This is a genomic window from Pseudomonas sp. 3A(2025), from assembly GCF_054589175.1.
This window is the reverse complement of record NZ_BAAILM010000113.1, coordinates 788,674-806,824: the sequence shown is the minus strand read 5'-3', so window position 1 is coordinate 806,824 and position 18,151 is coordinate 788,674. Positions and strand designations below refer to the sequence as shown.

Annotated in this window: 17 protein-coding genes; 8 read left to right on the top strand and 9 right to left on the bottom strand. The window is 60.9% G+C overall.

Annotated features, from left to right (window positions below; genetic code table 11):
• Positions 1-45: 45 nt before the first annotated feature.
• The 4 genes from ACYP2A_RS30320 to ACYP2A_RS30305 are packed head-to-tail and all read right to left on the bottom strand — an operon-like array spanning position 46 to position 4,448.
• Positions 46-1,236, bottom strand: coding sequence for a DUF4350 domain-containing protein (locus ACYP2A_RS30320; protein ID WP_459749605.1), 1,191 nt, complete (start codon positions 1,234-1,236; stop codon positions 46-48).
• Entirely contained in the window at positions 1,233-2,768 is a 1,536-nt protein-coding gene (locus ACYP2A_RS30315; RefSeq protein ID WP_459749604.1) for a DUF4129 domain-containing protein, read from the bottom strand. The genes ACYP2A_RS30320 and ACYP2A_RS30315 overlap by 4 nt, the downstream gene beginning before the upstream one ends.
• Entirely contained in the window at positions 2,755-3,741 is a 987-nt protein-coding gene (locus ACYP2A_RS30310; RefSeq protein WP_459749603.1) for a stage II sporulation protein M, read from the bottom strand. The genes ACYP2A_RS30315 and ACYP2A_RS30310 overlap by 14 nt, the downstream gene beginning before the upstream one ends.
• Positions 3,738-4,448 (bottom strand): RDD family protein, encoded by a 711-nt coding sequence (locus ACYP2A_RS30305; protein WP_459749602.1) that lies wholly within the window; start codon positions 4,446-4,448, stop codon positions 3,738-3,740. Before ACYP2A_RS30305 ends, ACYP2A_RS30310 begins: the two co-directional genes overlap by 4 nt.
• 130 nt (positions 4,449-4,578) lie before the next feature.
• On the opposite strand from ACYP2A_RS30305, the gene sbcB reads away from it, so the two are divergent.
• Positions 4,579-6,015, top strand: coding sequence for an exodeoxyribonuclease I (gene sbcB, locus ACYP2A_RS30300; RefSeq protein WP_459749846.1), 1,437 nt, complete (start codon positions 4,579-4,581; stop codon positions 6,013-6,015).
• A gap of 136 nt (positions 6,016-6,151) precedes the next feature.
• Here the strand turns inward: sbcB and mvaT are convergent, their stop codons facing one another.
• On the bottom strand, positions 6,152-6,532 hold the full coding sequence (gene mvaT, locus ACYP2A_RS30295) for a histone-like nucleoid-structuring protein MvaT (protein ID WP_459749601.1): 381 nt from the start codon (positions 6,530-6,532) through the stop codon (positions 6,152-6,154).
• A gap of 516 nt (positions 6,533-7,048) precedes the next feature.
• Here mvaT and purU point away from each other — a divergent pair.
• Together purU and ACYP2A_RS30285 are read left to right on the top strand one after the other, a co-directional pair.
• Positions 7,049-7,900 (top strand): formyltetrahydrofolate deformylase, encoded by an 852-nt coding sequence (gene purU, locus ACYP2A_RS30290; RefSeq protein WP_459749600.1) that lies wholly within the window; start codon positions 7,049-7,051, stop codon positions 7,898-7,900.
• Positions 7,901-7,966: 66 nt separating this feature from the next.
• Positions 7,967-8,146, top strand: coding sequence for a hypothetical protein (locus tag ACYP2A_RS30285; protein ID WP_459749599.1), 180 nt, complete (start codon positions 7,967-7,969; stop codon positions 8,144-8,146).
• On the opposite strand, the gene ACYP2A_RS30280 is transcribed toward ACYP2A_RS30285, so the two are convergent.
• The gene (locus ACYP2A_RS30280; protein WP_459749598.1) at positions 8,107-8,889 is read right to left on the bottom strand and encodes a DUF2334 domain-containing protein; all 783 of its coding nucleotides are present in this window, start codon (positions 8,887-8,889) and stop codon (positions 8,107-8,109) included. The genes ACYP2A_RS30285 and ACYP2A_RS30280 overlap by 40 nt on opposite strands.
• Complete coding sequence (locus ACYP2A_RS30275; RefSeq protein WP_459749597.1) at positions 8,882-9,994, bottom strand: glycosyltransferase family 4 protein; 1,113 nt, start codon at positions 9,992-9,994, stop codon at positions 8,882-8,884. Before ACYP2A_RS30275 ends, ACYP2A_RS30280 begins: the two co-directional genes overlap by 8 nt.
• A gap of 141 nt (positions 9,995-10,135) precedes the next feature.
• Between ACYP2A_RS30275 and ACYP2A_RS30270 the strand changes: the two genes are divergently transcribed.
• Entirely contained in the window at positions 10,136-11,587 is a 1,452-nt protein-coding gene (locus ACYP2A_RS30270) for a helicase HerA-like domain-containing protein (RefSeq protein ID WP_459749596.1), read from the top strand.
• A gap of 59 nt (positions 11,588-11,646) precedes the next feature.
• On the opposite strand, the gene ACYP2A_RS30265 is transcribed toward ACYP2A_RS30270, so the two are convergent.
• Together ACYP2A_RS30265 and ACYP2A_RS30260 are read right to left on the bottom strand one after the other, a co-directional pair.
• On the bottom strand, positions 11,647-13,119 hold the full coding sequence (locus tag ACYP2A_RS30265; protein WP_459749595.1) for an inorganic phosphate transporter: 1,473 nt from the start codon (positions 13,117-13,119) through the stop codon (positions 11,647-11,649).
• A gap of 173 nt (positions 13,120-13,292) precedes the next feature.
• On the bottom strand, positions 13,293-13,490 hold the full coding sequence (locus ACYP2A_RS30260) for a hypothetical protein (protein ID WP_459749594.1): 198 nt from the start codon (positions 13,488-13,490) through the stop codon (positions 13,293-13,295).
• A 744-nt stretch (positions 13,491-14,234) separates the two neighbouring features.
• On the opposite strand from ACYP2A_RS30260, the gene pcaR reads away from it, so the two are divergent.
• From pcaR to pcaF, 4 genes are all read left to right on the top strand, one after another.
• Positions 14,235-15,077, top strand: a complete 843-nt coding sequence (gene pcaR / locus ACYP2A_RS30255) for a pca regulon transcriptional regulator PcaR (protein WP_459749593.1) — start codon at positions 14,235-14,237, stop codon at positions 15,075-15,077.
• Between the two features lie 146 nt (positions 15,078-15,223).
• On the top strand, positions 15,224-16,081 hold the full coding sequence (locus ACYP2A_RS30250; RefSeq protein ID WP_459749592.1) for a CoA transferase subunit A: 858 nt from the start codon (positions 15,224-15,226) through the stop codon (positions 16,079-16,081).
• Complete coding sequence (locus tag ACYP2A_RS30245; RefSeq protein WP_459749591.1) at positions 16,081-16,860, top strand: CoA-transferase subunit beta; 780 nt, start codon at positions 16,081-16,083, stop codon at positions 16,858-16,860. Before ACYP2A_RS30250 ends, ACYP2A_RS30245 begins: the two co-directional genes overlap by 1 nt.
• Entirely contained in the window at positions 16,857-18,062 is a 1,206-nt protein-coding gene (gene pcaF / locus ACYP2A_RS30240) for a 3-oxoadipyl-CoA thiolase (protein WP_459749590.1), read from the top strand. The genes ACYP2A_RS30245 and pcaF overlap by 4 nt, the downstream gene beginning before the upstream one ends.
• Positions 18,063-18,151: the final 89 nt, after the last annotated feature.

The following is an 18,151-nucleotide window of genomic DNA, read 5'->3' as shown; positions in this document are numbered from 1 at the left end:
TTTGCGAAGGTGGCTCGCAGCATCGCTCATAATCCTGATACAGAATCACAAGGCATTCCTGATTGTTTGCAGGTGGGCGACCTGGCGGGTGAATTCGGCGCTGGACAGGCGTTGTGCCGAGGGCGGGTGCAGGGCTTCGCCGATGGCGCTGGTGGGTTGCCGGGTCAGGCGGGCCAGAAACTGCCATTGTTCGGCGACGCTCAGCGATTCAAAGCCCGGATGACGCAGGCGCGCACGGCGCAGAATATCCTGTTGCAGGTGTTTCAACAGCGCCTGATGGCCGCGCCGGCGGAGTAGAAAGCCGGCACTGGCGCGCAGGTGTTCGGCCAGTTGCCGGCGTGCCAGCGGTGCCGGCGATTGCACGGGACCTTCACGCAGCGCGACCCGCCACAGGCCCAGCGCCAGCAGTACGGCCAGCGCCACCAGCGCCTGCGGGAAATGGCGCAGCAGCAGGGTCAGCAGGTTGTCGTGATCGGTATCGGTGATCAGCGTGACGTGGCTGTCCTGGGTCAGGTACCACAGCAGCCAGGCGTTGTCGTGACGGCCAATGGCGTTGTTTTGCCACAACTGGCTATCGGTGAGAATCGTCACCAGCCCCTCGCCCTCTACCAGTTGCAGCATGTGTGTGGCGTTGGCGCTGTTGGCCCAGTAGCGGGCGTGGTCCTCGGGGTCTTCAAGGTGAAAGGCCGGGTCAAAACTCAGGTAGGCGGGCGCTGTTTCGTTTTCCAGGTACAGGCGGGTCAGTTCCGGCCAGCGTTGGGCTGGCGGTCGAGGTGCGGCCAGAGGAATCGCCGGCTGTTCATGTTCGATTTCGGGCAGGTCGCGGGTCAGCAGGCGGCGGATCTGCAGGCGGTCGAGTAGCAGGTCGCCGCTGCGCTGGGTCTGTTCGTTCCAGGTCTGTTCGGCGACCAGCACTAGATGGCCGCCGGCGCGGGTCCAGGCAAGCAGTTTTTCGACCTCGGCCGGGCGCATGTGCGTGCGTTTTCCCAGCAGTAAAAGGGTCTGGCGTTGCTGGCGCGTATCAGGCAGGTCGCTCCAGATCTTGGCCGCTTGCACAGCGATTGTGCGTTCGCGCAGAAAGTGTTCGGCGGCCAGCATGGGGTTGCGCCGGACTTCGGGCGACGGGCCTTGATCGACCATTTCTTCATAGGGCTCCAGCTGTGCGATCACCAGCGCGCCAAGCCCGGCGACCATGGCGATCAGCACACTCCACAGCACACGATAGCGCAGCTTCATGCGCGTGCCTCGCTGTCGAACAACTGCCGCCAGCCTTCGCACAGTCGTTGCTGAACATCCGCTGCCGGTAATCGATGGCCGTAGGCGAGGTTTTGCCAGTGGCCGGTCAGTTCCTCGCTGAATGTGCTCAGTGCCGCAAGGTTGAGTCGGGCAATGCGCTCAAGCACCTGCCCTTCGGTGTCGGCAGGGCTCAGCGGTAACTGATAATTGCTGATCAACCGGCTGAGCAGCGCCCGATACAACAGGCCCAGCGCTTCACGCGGCTGGCTGGCCCATAACGTCTGCACGCTGGTGGCGACATCGTCGGGCAGGCTTTCGGCGCTCACCTCCAGGCCGAATAACTGCTGCGGCGCTGCACAGGCTACGGGTTTGCGTTTGCGCAGCGGCGTAACGAACAGTTGCAGCCACTGGCGGTAGCGCCAGACCAACAGTACCAACAGGCTAATGGCCAGGCCCCACAGTAAAACTTCGATCAGGCGGGCGATCAGACTGGCGCCTTCGAGCAGCCGGTTCAGCCAGTCGGGTGCAGCCGATTGCTTGCCGGACGCTTCGGTGGGTGGATCATCTTCAGCAAGGCGCCAGCCCGAGACGCTTTGAGGGTTCTTGAAGGGCGGTTTGTCGAGCACCTGCTCGATGGCCTGGCGCGATTGCTGGCTGTCGAGTGGCTGGTGGGTCAGGCGCGGGCTGTCAGGCCCCGCTTCATGATCGACACTGGCAGCCCAGCTCGATGACGGCAGGCAGGCCAGCATCAGGGTCGTGCCCAGCAACAGGCTGGCGGCAGTATTGGCCAGGCGCTGACGCAAACGCCGGAACACCAGCTCGATATCCCAGGCTTCCAGGCGGGTACGCCGGTTGAGGTATAGCGTGAAGCCGCAGGCTACATACAGCGGCTCCCAGACGATCAGCACCAGGGCATACAGCAGGTTGAGCAAGTGGTCGACCCAGCGCATCTGTTGCGAGCCTTGCAGCAGGCCGAGCCAATCCAGGTCGTGCTCAAGCTGGCGGGGTACAAGCAGGTACAGCAGCATGATCAGGCCGATAGACAGGACCATCTCAAGGTGCATGCCTGTCAGGGTCAGGCAGCGTGCAGCGCGCATGTCGGCCTGGCAGAGTACGCCCAGGCGCTGGGCGCGTTCGGCACCGCTCAGCCCTTCAAGTTGCTGCACCGGCAAGGTAAAGCTGCGCACCAGGCTCAAGCGTCGCGCTAACAGGCTGGGCAGCCATTGTGACCTGAGGGTCGAAGGCCAGGCCTTGAGCGCTTGTTTCAATGTCGGTGTCGCGCCAAACACGGCACGCGACAGAATCAGCAACGGCAAGCGCTCATAAAGCGGCTTCAGCCACCAGAACAGCAGCAGGACTACGCCGGGATAATCCCACAGCAGCAGACTGAGCAGCGCCAGCAACGGCAGGGTGATCAGTGCCCATGACGTCATCAGCAGGCTGCGATGTTCGCGGGCCAGCAGGATGCCCAGGTCCAGTGCCTCCCAGGCGGGGCGGGGGCGCAGGGCGATGCTGGCTTCAGTCAGGTGCATGTCGGGTACGCCCTGCCAGCAGTAGCCAGGCGGCTACCAGAGTCCATAAAAGGCCGCCCACCAGGTATTTGATCCACGCAGCGGGCCAGGCCATGGAGGACCAGTAGGCCTCGATAAAGGCGGCGATCAGCAGCATGACAATGACCCCGCCCATCAATTGCACACTGTGCCGCGCCGCCTCGCGTAATGCATGGCTGCGGGGCATTCTGCCCGGTGCCAGCAGCGCCCAGCCCAGTTTCAGGCCAGCCGCCCCGGCGAGTGCGATGCCGGTCAGCTCGAAGGCGCCATGGCCGATGACAAAGGTCCAGAAGGTCTGGCCGTAGCCGATCTCGGTCAGGTGGCCTGCAAATGCGCCAATCAACAGGCCGTTGTAAATCAGAAAGAACAGGCTGCCCAGGCCCAGCAGCAAGCCGGTGGCGTAGGTCTGAAAGGCGATGCCGATGTTGTTCATGATGTAGTGGCCGAACATCACCCAGTCTTCGCTGGAGGAGCGTTCTTCGGGTCTGCCGATACGGCTGACACCGGGGTCGTACATGACTTGCAGGTCGCGCACTTGCTCGGGGCTGGCGATACTGTAGACCAGTTCGGGCACATGATAGACCAGCAGGCCCATGCCCAGCAGGCTGGCAAACAGCAGCAGGGTCGACAGCGCCACGAAGCGCCACTCGGCCCGTACCCGCCGTGGAAAGCCGGCCAGTACGAACACCAGCAATTGCGTGGCCCGTGTGCCCTGGTGGCGATACAGCTGTTGATGGCCGCGCATTGCCAGTTGTTGCAACGAGTCGACCAGAAACGTGCTGTAACCACGTGCCTGGGCCAGTGCCAGGTGTTGGCAGATACGCCGGTAGTCACGGCTGAAGGTGTCATGTTTACGCGACTGAGCGTTGCGGGTGTTGCGCTCCAGCCGGTTCAACTGTTCGGCAAAACCGTTCCAGTCGGCCTGGTGGCGTGATTCGAACAGGGACTGTTTCATGCAGGCCCCACCAGAGCACGCGCGATGCCGTTGAGGTGGGCCGCAGCCTGATCGGGATGGACGCCAAGGGGCTCGGCCAGGCAGGCGGCCAGTTCATGAGTGCGGGCGCTGGACAATTGGCCTTGACGCTCGGCCAGTTCGATAATGGCGCGTTGCTCTTCAAGCGTCAGGACGAAGGGCGCGATCAAGGGCGGCGCTTCGGGCAGGACGGGACGCTGCCAGGGGCGGTCGCGGTAGATCACCAGCGTGCCGGCCGCCAGATCGCCCATTCGCTTGAAGTGCCCATGATTCAGGCAGGTGATCGCGCCAAGGGCATAGCCGAAGGGCAGCATGTCGACCACCCGCAGCAGATTGCGAATCAGCGATGACGCCCAGCCGACGGGCGTGCCGTCATCATGCACCACTCGCAGGCCCATGATCTGTTTACCAGGCGTCCGGCCCTGGTTGAGCACCTCGAACAACACCGCGTACCACCAGTTGAGCAAAAACAGGGCAATGGCGGTCAGGCCCACACCCAGTTGATCGAGCAGCGAAAACAACAGGTAGATGCCGAGCAACAGCAGGCCGCGTACGCCCAGGTCAATGCTGAAGGCCAGTGTGCGTACAACCAGGCCGGCCGGACGCAGGATCAGGTCGATGCCCTCGGGCGTCTCGATCCTGAGTCTGGTATCCAGTGGTGGGGCCGGCCTTGGCGAAGCTGCAAGCATGATCGGGGCACTTGAGAACGAATCTGGATGCTAGGGGTTGCAGGCCGTGCAGCGCAAGCGACGTTGCCGCTCGGTCATTGGCTATTTGCAGTCGGCAGGTTCTACACTTCAGGGGTACTTAGTTCAGGAACTGCCCGTGACCTCAAGCATCTTTTGGTACGACTACGAAACGACCGGTATCAACCCGCGCTGCGACCGCCCGTTGCAGATGGCCGGTATCCGCACCGACGCAGAACTCAACGAGATCAATACCCCCGTCAACCTTTACTGCCAACCCGGTGATGACATCCTGCCTCATCCGGCAGCGTGCATGATTACCGGCATTACCCCGTCGCGGCTGGCCGAAAAGGGGTTGAGCGAAGCCGATTTCATGGCGCAGGTGCATGCGCAACTGGCGGCACCGGGCACGTGCGGAGCCGGTTACAACACCCTGCGTTTCGACGACGAAGTCACCCGCTACAGCCTGTACCGCAATTTTTATGATCCCTATGGCCGCGAGTGGCAGGGTGGCAACAGCCGTTGGGATTTGATCGATGTGGTGCGCGCCGCCTATGCGCTGCGCCCCGAGGGTATTGTCTGGCCGGAAGAAGAGGGGCGCGTCAGCCTCAAACTTGAACGCCTGACGGCTGCCAACGGCCTTGAGCATGGTCAGGCCCACGATGCGTTGTCCGATGTGCGCGCCACCATTGCGCTGGCGCGTTTGATACGTGATCGCCAGCCCCGACTTTATGATTACCTGTTCAACCTGCGTAACAAGCGCAAGGTGCAGGAGCAGATCACGCTGTTACAGCCGCTGGTGCATATCTCCGGCCGCTTCTCGGCCGCCCGGCATTATCTGGGGGTGGTACTGCCATTGGCATGGCACCCGCAAAACCGCAATGCGCTGATTGTCTGTGACCTGCACCTGGACACTGCACCGTTGCTTGAGGAAGACGCCGAGACGCTGCGTCAGCGTTTATATACCCGGCGCGAAGACCTGGCCGAGGGCGAACGGCCGGTGCCGCTCAAACTTGTTCATATAAACCGCTGCCCGGTGCTGGCCCCGATGAATGTTCTGCGCGAACAAGATCAACAACGTTTGCAACTGGATATGACGCTCTTGCACGAGCGTGCAGTGTCATTGCAGCACAGCCAGAAACTTTGGCAGGCGCGTGTGCAGGCGGTGTATGCCAAGGAGGACTTCAGCGGGCATGAAGATCCCGAGCAGCAGTTGTATGACGGTTTTATTGGCGATCGTGACCGTCGATTGTGCGAGCAAGTACGCATGGCCGAGCCTGAGCAATTGGCGCAGCCCGTGTGGCCTTTCGATGACTTGCGCTTGCCTGAGTTATTGTTTCGCTACCGGGCGCGTAATTTTTACGGCACCTTGAGTGCCGAAGAACAACAGCGCTGGCTGGATTTCTGCCGGGCACGTTTGAGCCATCCCGAATACGGGGCTCCGAATACTTTGCAAAGTTTTACCAGCGCGTGGCTCGAGTTGTCGCCAAGTGCCAGTCCTGCGCAGCACAAGGTATTGAACGAGTGGCAGGAGTATGTACAGCAATTACGTGGCACGTTGGGGTTGTAGCGTGCTTATGCTGTCAGGCGTTTGGCGCGCCTGGCGGCTGTTATCTGGCCAGTAACAAGACGCGAATTTTCGTACAAGTTCATACAAATAAAAAACGCCAGCAAGCTGGCGTTTTAGCGGGTTGCAGGCGCAGTGATCAGCCCAGCAGGGTTGCCCAGCTTTCAACTTCGTCGCCGCCCCAGCGAGCTTTCCACTCTTTCAGGGTTTTGTGGTTGCCACCTTTGGTTTCGATGACTTCACCGTTATGCGGGTTCTTGTATTGCTTGACCTTGCGAGCACGCTTGGTGGCGGTCGTTTTTACGACGCCGCCGCGTGGAGCCTTGTTGATCTTGGCGTCTGGATCGAGCAGGGCAATGATGTCGCGCAGCGACTTCTGGTACTCGCCCATCAGGGCGCGCAGTTTGCCTTCGAATTCCAGCTCGGCTTGCAATTTGTCATCTTGGGACAGATTTTTCAAACGCGCCTGCAGCTCTTTGATAGCTTCTTCCGTGGCGCGGTATTCGATGATCAGTGACATGAGGCATACCTATTGTGCGAAGGGTTGCAGGGAGACAGTGCGGCAATAATAGTCAGGCGGTTTGAGCAAGTAAACATTTAATAGGTTTTATTTGAAATGCTTCGTAGATATACAGCTGCCGTACAGCATCGCAGAACTAGCCGGGTGCCTTTGTCGCGCCTGAATATGTGGGTCCCGGCTGTACGGAATGTCGCCATCCATGGCCATGAATGGGATCATAAAAAACGTCATATCGGTCAACCCAATCGTTCTTAGTCTGCTCTATGACGACGATAGAGCACTGTTTAAGGGCGGGCTGAAAAAAGCGTTATGTCGGAATTTATTGCACGAAAATTCCGTCTTGAGTGTAAGACTTTTTGCGAAAATTTCTTTGCGCAAAGCATACTGGCAAGATGCAATCCTAAAGGGGGAGGCGTTGTGCCATAACCCGGTGCCGCACCGGCATGACAGCAATACTGCAGTTTTGCAGCGCAGCGGCTAGAATGGCCGCCTTTATGGAGTTCTGGAGTTTTACCCATGCGCACTTTTCGCCTGGTGACCGCTTGCCCGGATCGGGTCGGCATCGTTGCCAAGGTCAGTAACTTTCTGGCGTCCTACAACGGCTGGATTACAGAGTCGAGTCATCATTCTGACAATCTCAGTGGCTGGTTTTTCATGCGCCACGAAATTCGTGCTGACACGCTGCCTTTCGATCTCGATGGTTTTCGCGAAGCGTTTGCGCCAATCGCCGAAGAATTTTCGATGGACTGGCGCATTACCGACTCCGGCCAGAAAAAGCGCGTGGTATTGATGGCCAGCCGCGAGTCCCACTGCCTGGCCGACTTGCTGCACCGCTGGCACAGTGAAGAACTGGACTGCGAAATCGCCTGCGTGATTTCCAATCACCAGGACCTGCGCAGTATGGTCGAGTGGCACAACATCCCTTACTACCATGTACCGGTCGATCCTAAAGACAAGCAGCCCGCGTTTGCCGAAGTGTCGCGTCTGGTCGGCGAGTATCGTGCGGATGTCGTGGTGCTGGCGCGTTACATGCAAATTCTGCCGCCGCAGTTGTGTCAGGAATATGCTCATCGCGTCATCAACATCCACCACAGCTTCCTGCCGTCGTTCGTGGGCGCCAAGCCTTACCACCAGGCTGCGCTGCGTGGCGTGAAGCTGATCGGTGCCACTTGTCACTATGTGACCGAAGAGCTCGATGCCGGTCCGATCATCGAGCAGGACGTGGCGCGCATCAGCCATCGCGACAGCATCGAAACCACCGTGCGCCTGGGGCGCGATGTCGAGAAGCTGGTGCTGGCCCGCGGCCTGCGTGCCCACCTGGAAGACCGGGTAATGGTGCACGACAACAAGACCGTCGTCTTCGACTGATCGGCTCTGGCCAACCGCACTCGTCCGGGGTACGGTTGGCCGCTTCTTCCCTGTGCAGTGCCGGCCATGAGCGACCCACGCGACAAAGCCACTTCAACTGCCCCGCCGGTGATTGGCGAGGGCTGCCTGAGCCGTTACGACCCCGATGCCCTGAGCCCCGAAGACGGCACTGAATTTACCGGTGCTGCCGAGCTGTGGCGTCAGACTCATTCCCCGGACACCGATACCCCCGAAGAACAGCCCTGAGTGGCGAGCCAGTCATGCTTGGTCAGCGGCTGACGTCCCTCATCGAGCAAGCGTTGCAAGACGGCCAGCCAGTAATGGCGTGCCAGCGCGTGGCGCATGTCTACCGGGTGCAAGCCCAGGCGAATCACCGGCGCCTGCTGCCATTGTCGTTCCTGGTAATGACTGAGCAGCCATGAAGCGCCTCGGCGCAGCGGGCTGCGTGCGCTCCAGACCAGTCCTGGCGCTGCAAATCGTTGAAAATCGGGCAGCCGGTAAAGGCCACGCCGGTCGCTGGTGTAGTGCAGCGGCCTTTGCGCCAGTGCCTGACGCGTGCCGGCGCTCATCAGCCAGGCCGGGGCGACAAATCCGTACAAGGGCCAGCCATGGCGTCTGAACACCTCGATGCCTGCATCCAGACGCATCAACGCCTGTCGCTCTGAAAGGCCGTAAAACTCGCCTTCGTGGGTATACAGCCGGCGCATGATGTAGTCGTTCGCCTGGCGCGGGGCGGGCGCGTCGTCGCAATGGTAATAACCGTGCAGCACCAGCTCATCGCCTCGGCTCAGGCGCAGATAGAGCAGGTCAAGCAAGTCCGGGTCGCTGTCCAGCGGGTGACGCTTGTGAAAGTCCGGCACCACCAACCAGGTGATGGGGATCTGCCCGAGCGCATCGACGGCGGCCACAAAGTCTGCATAGGCTCGCCAGTTACACGGTGCCACATCATGTAAAACCAGCAGCACCGCAGGGTTTGCAGGCTTAACCATGGGCCATGGCCGGTAGTTGGCATCCCAGCACGGCGCGGTAATGGCCCAATAGTCCTGCGACCACGTTGTCCCAGTTGTAGCGATGTTCAACATGACGCCTTGCGGCCCGGCCGATGGCTTGTACATCGCCACTGAACAGCTCATGCACGGCACAGGCCATGGCTTGTGGCTGATTGGCCGCGCACAGGATGCCGCAGGTGCAAGGGATGATCTCGCTGAATGCCCCGGCATCGACCGCTACCACGGCAATGCCACAGGCCATGGCTTCGAGCACGATCAGGCCAAAGGTTTCCTGGTCGCCGGCATGCAGCAGAGCATCGGCACTGGCCAGCAGGCGCGCGACCTCGCCGGGGGCGCAGAAACGGTCGATCACCGACACGTTGTCTGGCACCCGGGTCGGCATGTGCGAACCGACCAGCAGCAGGTGATAACGTGGCCCAAGGCGCTGCATGCAATGCAGCAGCACGGGAAGATTCTTTTCTCTGGAGCCACGCCCGGCAAAGATCAGTAACCGGGTTTCGGGGCCCAGCCCCAGCGTCTGCCTGAGGCGCGGGTCGCGAAGCTGCGGATGAAACATCTGCAAGTCGACACCCAGCGGTTGCACGTACACCTGCCCGACGCCCATTGCCAGCAACTTGTCGGCCATCGTCTGGCTGGGGGCCAGCACCCGGTCGAAGTGGCCATACAGCTTGCTGATATACGCCTGGGCGCTGCTGCCTAGCCAGTGGCCCATGCGATTGCTGATCAGCAAGGGCAGGTCGGAGTGATAGAAACCGATGACCGGTACATCGAGCTGGCGACGTGCGTCCAGTGCGGCCCAGGCAGTGAGGTAAGGGTCGCCGACCTCGATAAGGTCCGGCTTGAGGCTTTGCAGGGTCGCCCGCCAGGGGCTGACCCGCCATGGAAAGCGGTAGCCATTACCGAAGGGCAGCGGCGGTGCCGGCACGTGATACACACCATCCTCATGACAACTGCGCGCACCGGGAATCAGCAGGCTGTGACGCACACCCGGATAACGCAGCAGGCGGCGGTGCTTGGCATCCAGGTAGGTGCGCACGCCGCCGCTGGCCGGGGCGTAGAACATGGTCATGTCGGCAATATGCACAAGGCAGCTCCTGTGGTGCGCCTGGGGTATGACCACTGACAGAATAGTTGTTCAAGCCGGACTGCGACCGTCCGCCGGGTGGAAGGTCATGGTGGTCGTTTTGAGAGGACACTGAACGATCCTGCCAAGAGGATTGAGTCAATGCCGGATTCTCAAGCAATCGTTCTGGGTGCCGACCCAGGCGCTCAACCGGTGGTCCAGGCGCTGCGCCTGGCCAACCGTCATGGTCTGGTTGCGGGTGCGACCGGCACCGGCAAAACGGTCACCTTGCAGCGGCTGGCCGAGGCGTTCAGTGAGGCCGGGGTGGCGGTGTTTGCCGCTGACATCAAGGGTGACCTCTGTGGTCTGGGGGCGACGGGGAGTGTGTCGGACAAGATTGTCGAACGGCTGGCCGGAATGCCCTGGCTGGTGCATCGACCTCAGGCTTATCCGGTGACCTTGTGGGACATTGATGGCAAATCCGGTCATCCATTGCGTACCACATTGAGTGAAATGGGCCCGTTGCTGCTGGGTAACTTGCTGGCGCTGACCGACAGCCAGCAGGCTGCCCTATATGCAGCGTTTAAAGTGGCCGACCGTGAAGGCTTGTTGCTGCTCGATCTCAAAGACCTCAAGGCCTTGCTGGTGCATTTGCGCGATAACCCGGCACTGCTGGGCGAGGACGCAGCGTTGATGACCAGCGCTTCCAGCCAGGCCTTGCAGCGGCGTCTGGCGGTGCTGGAACAGCAGGGTGCCGAAGCCTTGTTCGGTGAGCCGGCCCTGCAATTACAGGACATTCTGCAACCGGCCAGCGACGGGCGCGGGCGTATTCATTTGCTCGACGCCAGCCGACTGGTGCACGAGGCGCCCAAGGTCTACGCCACGTTTCTGCTCTGGCTGCTGGCGGAGTTGTTCGAGCAGTTGCCTGAGCGCGGCGATACCGATAAACCGCTATTGGCGTTGTTCTTCGATGAAGCGCATTTGCTGTTTGCCGATACGCCCAAGGCCTTGCAGGAGCGGCTTGAGCAGGTCGTGCGGCTGATCCGCTCCAAAGGTGTGGGGGTGTTCTTCGTTACCCAGTCGCCGAGTGATTTACCCGATGAGGTGCTGGCCCAGCTGGGGCTGCGCATTCAGCATGGCCTGCGCGCCTTTACGGCCCGTGAACAGAAGTCGCTGCGAGCCGTCGCCGAGGGCTTCAGGCCCAATCCTGCTTTCGACGCACGCGCCGTATTGACCGAACTGGGCACCGGTGAAGCACTGGTCGGCACGCTGCAAGACAAGGGCACGCCGGCGATGGTCCAGCGCGTGCTGATCGCCCCGCCGCAATCGCGCATCGGGCCGTTGAGCGAGGTTGAGCGCAGTGCGTTGATAGCGGGCTCGCCGCTTGCGGGTCGCTATGACAAACCTGTTGATCGAGAGTCCGCTTACGAAATACTGGCCACACGCAAAATGACGGCGCCGCAGGACGCAAGTCCCAGTGACAAGGCCGGTGATTTTTTTGGCGGGCTGGCCGGGCAGGCCATGAAAAGCGTCATGCGTCAGGCCGCCGGGCAGCTTGGACGGCAACTGGTGCGTGGGTTGATGGGGTCGTTGCTGGGCAGCAAAAGGCGTTGACACGAAAAAGCCCCCGGCCTTGCGGGGCACGGGGGCTTTTCAGGTCGAACCAGAGCTGATCAGGACAGCGCCATGGACGCCAGCCAGAACAGGCCGGCAGACAGCGAGACCGTAGCCGGCAGGGTCAAGACCCAGGCCAGCAGGATGGTGCGTACCGTGCCGCCTTGCAGACCGCTACGGTTGGCGACCATGGTACCGGCTACGCCCGACGACAGGATGTGCGTGGTCGACACCGGCAGGCTGAACACGTTGGCCAGACCGATGGCGGTGGCGGTGGTGATCTGCGCCGACATGCCTTGCGCATAGGTCATGCCTTGACGGCCGATCTTCTCGCCGATGGTCAGCACGACACGTTTCCAGCCAACCATGGTGCCGATACCCAGCGCCAGTGCGACTGCCAGAATCACCCAGAACGGTGCGTACTCGGTGGTGGCGGTCAAGTCCTTGCGCAGCTTGTTCAGGTCGGATTTTTCACGGGCGGCCAGATCAGGCAGCTTGCCGACCTTGCGCGCCGTGTCGTCCAGGCACAGCAGGTAGCGGCGCACTTCAATGCGGTCTTCGGCGTTCAGCGCGGTGTAGTCGGTCACGCCTTGCAGCTTGGTCAGCAGGGCATCGATGGTCGGCATGGTCTGCTTGACATCACACGCTGCGGTCGACGGCAGGTCGGTTTGCGCAACCTTGCCCATGGCCAGGTATTCGCCTAGCGTGGCGTGGTTGCGCTGGTAGAACTGACTCAGGTGCAAGGTGGCATCGCGGGTACGTTCGATCTGATAGGTGGTGCTGTTCAGGTCGAGGACGAACTGCGACGGCACGATGCCGATCAGCACCAGCATGATCAGGCCGATGCCTTTCTGGCCATCGTTGGAGCCATGCACGAAGCTGACCGCCATGGCCGAAATGACCAGCACCAGACGGTTCCAGAACGGTGGGTGCTTCTTGTCGTCCAGCGTGCGGCGCTGTTCGGGAGTCTTGTGCATCTTCGACAGCGGGCGCCATTTTTTCAGCGCGAGCAACAACAGACCCGCAACGAGAAAGCCGGCCAGTGGCGAGAACACCAGCGAGGCGCCGATATCGATTGCCTTCTGCCAGTTCACGCCGTCACTGACCGGAATGCCATTGATCAAGGCATTGGCAAGGCCGACACCCAGGATCGAGCCGATCAGGGTATGGGAGCTGGAGGCCGGAATACCGAAGTACCAGGTGCCCAGGTTCCAGGCAATGGCCGCGGTCAGCAGCGAGAACACCATGGCCAGCCCGTGGCCGGTGTTGACGTTGATCAGCAGTTCGACCGGCAACAGGTGGACGATTGCATAGGCCACGCCGACACCGCCCAGCAGGACGCCGAGGAAGTTGAACACCCCGGAGGCGAACACTGCCAGGTGTGGTGGCATGGCTTTGGTATAGATGACCGTCGCCACCGCGTTGGCAGTGTCATGAAAGCCGTTGATGAACTCGAACGATAGGACGAATGCCAGGGCGAGCAACAGGCTCACAAGCACCCATGCATCAAGCCCGCTGAATAAATCGATCATGTAGATTTTCTGACCCGTTCTGAAGGGGGCGGGATTATGACAGAAAAAATACACTTCCATATATCGGCCGCTGATCGGTATCGATAATCAGCAGCTTGCGGGCACGACGCAACCGCCCCGAAAAGGGCAAGACACGAAGTAAAAGGGCGGTTGTCGCTCTGTCGAGCCGACGGTCACTCGTCTTCTTTGAGTTCTTTTTCCATGCGTTGCAGCTCTTGCTTGAACGCCTGGTCCTGAACCGTGGCGCGTTTGCGCCAGGGTTTGCGTTCCGGCTCAGGCTGAGCGGCATAGGTGGTCACTTCGCCACCGTAAACTTCCTTGTAGCGTTGTTCGTGGCGCTCAAGTTCCGCGCGCAGTTCATCTTTAGTCACGGGTGTTACCTGATCATGTCCAATGAGTTCCGGTGTTAACGCCAGGCACTGCAAGTGCGAGCATTCGCTCACTGCACCGGAGGGCAGGACAGACACAACGGTCGGGCCATGCAGGCAATCCAGTACTTCGAGGGCAATGCTCGACGCTTGTGGTGGCTCGCGGCTACGGGCACCAGAAAAAAACAGCTGTCGTAGCGACATTCGTATGAGCAAGACGCAATGCTGGACATTGCGGACATTGGCCGAACCTTGCATCGAGGTTAACGCAACAGGGCATTGCGTGACGCATCGAAAAATGGCGATCGGCCCGGGATGGCACGAAGAGCACAATCACGACGCAAGGTATAAGCAGCCAAGTGAGAGCTACTATCTCCAAGAAGCACCGGGACGTCAACTACGGGGGACGCACAATGTCGATTGTTTTGCGTTACGGCAATTGATCGGGAACTTTCAGCGGCGGGCGCACATTCATCTGGTAACAAAACAGAAGGGGAGGCAGCAATAAAAACGGCCTTGCTTCGTGGACAAGGCCGTTGCCTTGGACTTCTCAGTGGGTACCTGACCAGGATTTCCAAGAAGCCACTTCATGGCAGGGGTAAAGGTATAAGTATATTTGTCAGGGGTCAATTGCGATTATCGGCCACTTGTTCGATAATCGCACATGTGGGCCACCTCCATTATGTTGCATAAAGGCCCGAACCTTTGAAATACAAGGTCTGCAAGGATAATGCTGAGGGTGTGGTCATGAATGAAGAACTGCGTAATTCTTTTGTCTCGCTGGCTCCGCCCATCGTCGCCTCACCGGCCAAGCGCATTCAGGCGCTGACCGGCGACCCGGATTTCATGACCTCACTGGCGCGCGGGCTTGCCGTCATTCATGCCTTTCAAGAACGCAAGCGCCACCTGACCATCGCCCAGATCAGCCATCGCACCGAAATCCCGCGGGCTGCCGTACGTCGTTGCCTGCACACGTTGATCAAACTCGGCTACGCGACGACAGACGGTCGTACCTATTCGTTGCTGCCCAAGGTACTGACCCTGGGCCACGCCTATCTGTCGTCCACGCCGCTGGCGATGTCTTCCCAGCCTTATCTGGACCGCATGAGCGATCAGCTTCATGAAGCGTGCAACATGGCAACGCTGGAGGGCGAAGACATCCTTTATATCGCCCGGTCTGCGACCACTCAGCGATTGATCTCCGTCGACCTCTCGGTGGGTGGCCGCTTGCCGGCCTATTGCACGTCCATGGGGCGTATCCTGCTGGCGGCACTGGACGATGTGACCCTGCGCGAATACCTTGATCACGTCGATATGCAGCCCAAGACCAGCCGTACCCTGCGTACCCGTGAGGCCTTGTTCGACTGCTTGCAGCAGGTGCGTCAACAAGGCTGGTGCATCGTCGACCAGGAGCTGGAACAAGGCCTGCGTTCGATAGCGGTACCGGTGTATGACGCGTCTGGCCAGGTACTGGCCGCACTGAACGTCAGCACCAGCGCAGCGCGGGTAGCGCGCCATGAACTGGAGCAGCGTTTTCTGCCGATCATGCTCGAAGCCAGCCGTGAATTGAGCGCGCAGATTTTCACCTGAGAACCGCTTTCAATCCTGTTCGATTATCGAACGAATAATCGATTATCGGATTGTTTGCTGCCCGGCTCGCGCATAACCTCATGTTCATCGCGGCGCTGATTCATTGCGCCGATCATTGAACGTGACGTTGGGTTCGGGAGCACCTCATGGCTGAAATCATGTCTTTACGTGATGCGGTGAAACAACTGGTCAACGACGGCGATACCGTCGCGCTGGAAGGTTTCACGCATTTGATCCCCTCGGCCGCCGGCCATGAAATCATCCGTCAGGGCAAGCGCGACTTGACCCTGGTGCGCATGACCCCGGACCTGATTTACGACCAGTTGATCGGCGCCGGTTGCGTCAAGCGCCTGATCTTTTCCTGGGGCGGTAACCCTGGCGTCGGTTCTCTGCACCGTCTGCGCGATGCCGTTGAAAAGAAATGGCCGCGCCCCCTGGAGCTGGAAGAACACAGCCATGCCGACCTCGCCAACGCCTACGTTGCCGGTGCCTCGGGCCTGCCGTTCGCCGTGCTGCGTGCCTACGCCGGCTCCGACCTGCCCAAGGTCAACCCGCTGATCAAGACCGTTACCTGCCCGTTCACCGGCGAAGTGCTGGCGGCCGTGCCATCGGTACGCCCTGATGTGACTGTGATTCACGCGCAGAAGGCCGACCGTAAAGGCAACGTGCTGATCTGGGGCATTCTCGGTTCGCAGAAAGAAGCGGCCCTGGCGGCCAAGCGCTGCATCGTCACCGTCGAAGAGATCGTCGACGACCTGCAAGCGCCAATGAACTCCTGCGTATTGCCAACCTGGGCGCTGAGCGCCGTTTGCCTGGTGCCGGGCGGCGCCCACCCTTCGTATGCCCATGGCTACTACGAACGTGACAACCGTTTCTATCAGGACTGGGACCCGATTGCCCGCGACCGCGAAGGTTTCCAGGCCTGGATCAAAGAGTACATTCAGGACACCGCCGATTTCAGTGAATTCAAGAACAAGCTGGCCAGCGCTGCGGAGGCAAAGTAATGACGTACACCACCAGTGAAATGATGACCATTGCCGCCGCGCGTCGTCTGAATAACGGCACCGTCTGCTTCGTGGGCATCGGCCTGCCGTCCAAGGCCGCCAACCTGGCGCGCCTGACCTCTTCGCCAGACGTCGTGCTGATCTACGAATCGGGCCCGATCGGTGCCAAGCCGACTGTGTTGCCGCTGTCGATCGGCGACGGTGAACTGGCCGAAACCGCTGATACCGTGGTGTCGACCAGCGAAATCTTCCGCTACTGGCTGCAAGGCGGCCGTGTCGACCTGGGCTTCCTCGGTGCGGCGCAGGTCGACCGCTTCGGCAACATCAACACCACCGTGGTCGGCGACTACCACAATCCGAAAGTGCGCTTGCCGGGTGCCGGTGGTGCGCCGGAAATCGCCGGTTCCGCCAAATCGGTGCTGATCATTCTCAAGCAGTCGCCACGTTCGTTCGTCGACCGCCTGGACTTCATCACCTCGGTCGGCCATGGCGAAGGCGGCGACTCGCGCAAGCGTCTGGGTCTGCCAGGCGCAGGCCCGGTCGGCATCATCACTGACCTGTGCATCATGGAACCGGAAGAGGGCAGCAACGAGTTCGTGGTCACCACCCTGCACCCAGGCGTGACCCGCGAGCAAGTGATCGCTGCCACCGGCTGGCCGGTCCGCTTTGCCGAAAACGTGACCTTCTCGGCCGACCCGACCGACGTCGAACTGACTGCCCTGCGTGACCTGGAAGCGCGCACTGCAGCCGCCCACGGCCAGACGCCAGGAGAAGCATGATGCGTGACGTCTTTATCTGCGACGCGATCCGCACCCCCATCGGCCGCTTTGGCGGTGGTTTGTCCATCGTGCGCGCCGACGACCTGGCGGCCGTGCCGCTCAAGGCATTGATCGAGCGCAACCCTTCGGTCAACTGGAGCGATGTCGACGAAGTGTTCTTCGGCTGCGCCAACCAGGCCGGCGAAGACAATCGTAACGTGGCGCGCATGGCTGCGCTGCTGGCCGGTTTGCCGGCGAGCATTCCGGGTGTGACCCTGAACCGCCTGTGCGCTTCGGGCATGGACGCCATCGGCACGGCCTTCCGCGCCATTGCCTCGGGCGAGATGGAGCTGGCCATTGCCGGCGGCGTCGAGTCGATGTCGCGTGCACCGTTCGTGATGGGCAAGGCCGATGCGGCGTTCTCGCGCAACATGAAGCTGGAAGACACCACCATCGGCTGGCGCTTCATCAACCCGTTGATGAAAGCCCAGTACGGCGTCGATGCGATGCCGGAAACCGCCGACAACGTGGCCGACGATTACAAGGTTTCGCGCGCCGACCAGGACGCTTTCGCCCTGCGCAGCCAACAGCGCACGGCGGCGGCCCAGGCCGCGGGCTTTTTCGCCGAAGAAATCGTGCCGGTACGTGTAGCACACAAGAAGGGTGAAACCATCGTCGACAAGGACGAGCACCCGCGTGCCGACACCAGCCTGGAAACCCTGAGCAAGCTCAAGCCGGTCAACGGCCCGGACAAGACCGTGACCGCCGGCAATGCCTCGGGTGTCAACGACGGTGCCGCCGCGCTGATCCTCGCTTCGGCAGAAGCGGTCAAAAAGCACGGCCTGACGCCCCGCGCACGGATTCTCGGCATGGCCAGCGCCGGTGTCGAGCCACGTGTCATGGGCATTGGTCCGGTGCCTGCTGTGCGCAAACTGGTCGAGCGCCTGGGTGTTGCCGTTGCCGATTTCGACGTGATCGAACTCAACGAAGCCTTCGCCAGCCAGGGCCTGGCGGTTCTGCGCGAGCTGGGTCTGGCCGACGACGCGCCACAGGTCAACCCTAACGGCGGCGCCATTGCCCTGGGTCACCCGCTGGGCATGAGCGGCGCCCGGTTGGTACTGACAGCACTGCATCAGCTGGAAAAAACCGACGGCCGCAAAGGCCTCGCGACCATGTGCGTCGGCGTCGGCCAAGGCCTGGCACTGGCCATCGAGCGCGTATAACGGATCAACCTGTACATCTGTAAAGTCTTTACCTCCTCTTCGCAGGCTTCGGCCTGCGTCTTTTTTTCCAGCCTTTGGCGTCGCTGCCC

What these genes read in the sequence shown, in the direction of transcription:
- ACYP2A_RS30320 (WP_459749605.1), bottom strand. Translation starts at nt 1,236, where the DNA reads ATGAAGCTGCGCTATCGTGTGCTGTGGAGTGTGCTGATCGCCATGGTC.
- ACYP2A_RS30315 (WP_459749604.1), bottom strand. Translation starts at nt 2,768, where the DNA reads ATGCACCTGACTGAAGCCAGCATCGCCCTGCGCCCCCGCCCCGCCTGG.
- ACYP2A_RS30310 (WP_459749603.1), bottom strand. Translation starts at nt 3,741, where the DNA reads ATGAAACAGTCCCTGTTCGAATCACGCCACCAGGCCGACTGGAACGGT.
- ACYP2A_RS30305 (WP_459749602.1), bottom strand. Translation starts at nt 4,448, where the DNA reads ATGCTTGCAGCTTCGCCAAGGCCGGCCCCACCACTGGATACCAGACTC.
- mvaT (WP_459749601.1), bottom strand. Translation starts at nt 6,532, where the DNA reads ATGTCACTGATCATCGAATACCGCGCCACGGAAGAAGCTATCAAAGAG.
- purU (WP_459749600.1), top strand. Translation starts at nt 7,049, where the DNA reads ATGCGCACTTTTCGCCTGGTGACCGCTTGCCCGGATCGGGTCGGCATC.
- ACYP2A_RS30285 (WP_459749599.1), top strand. Translation starts at nt 7,967, where the DNA reads ATGAGCGACCCACGCGACAAAGCCACTTCAACTGCCCCGCCGGTGATT.
- ACYP2A_RS30280 (WP_459749598.1), bottom strand. Translation starts at nt 8,889, where the DNA reads ATGGTTAAGCCTGCAAACCCTGCGGTGCTGCTGGTTTTACATGATGTG.
- ACYP2A_RS30270 (WP_459749596.1), top strand. Translation starts at nt 10,136, where the DNA reads ATGCCGGATTCTCAAGCAATCGTTCTGGGTGCCGACCCAGGCGCTCAA.
- ACYP2A_RS30265 (WP_459749595.1), bottom strand. Translation starts at nt 13,119, where the DNA reads ATGATCGATTTATTCAGCGGGCTTGATGCATGGGTGCTTGTGAGCCTG.
- pcaR (WP_459749593.1), top strand. Translation starts at nt 14,235, where the DNA reads ATGAATGAAGAACTGCGTAATTCTTTTGTCTCGCTGGCTCCGCCCATC.
- ACYP2A_RS30250 (WP_459749592.1), top strand. Translation starts at nt 15,224, where the DNA reads ATGGCTGAAATCATGTCTTTACGTGATGCGGTGAAACAACTGGTCAAC.
- ACYP2A_RS30245 (WP_459749591.1), top strand. Translation starts at nt 16,081, where the DNA reads ATGACGTACACCACCAGTGAAATGATGACCATTGCCGCCGCGCGTCGT.
- pcaF (WP_459749590.1), top strand. Translation starts at nt 16,857, where the DNA reads ATGATGCGTGACGTCTTTATCTGCGACGCGATCCGCACCCCCATCGGC.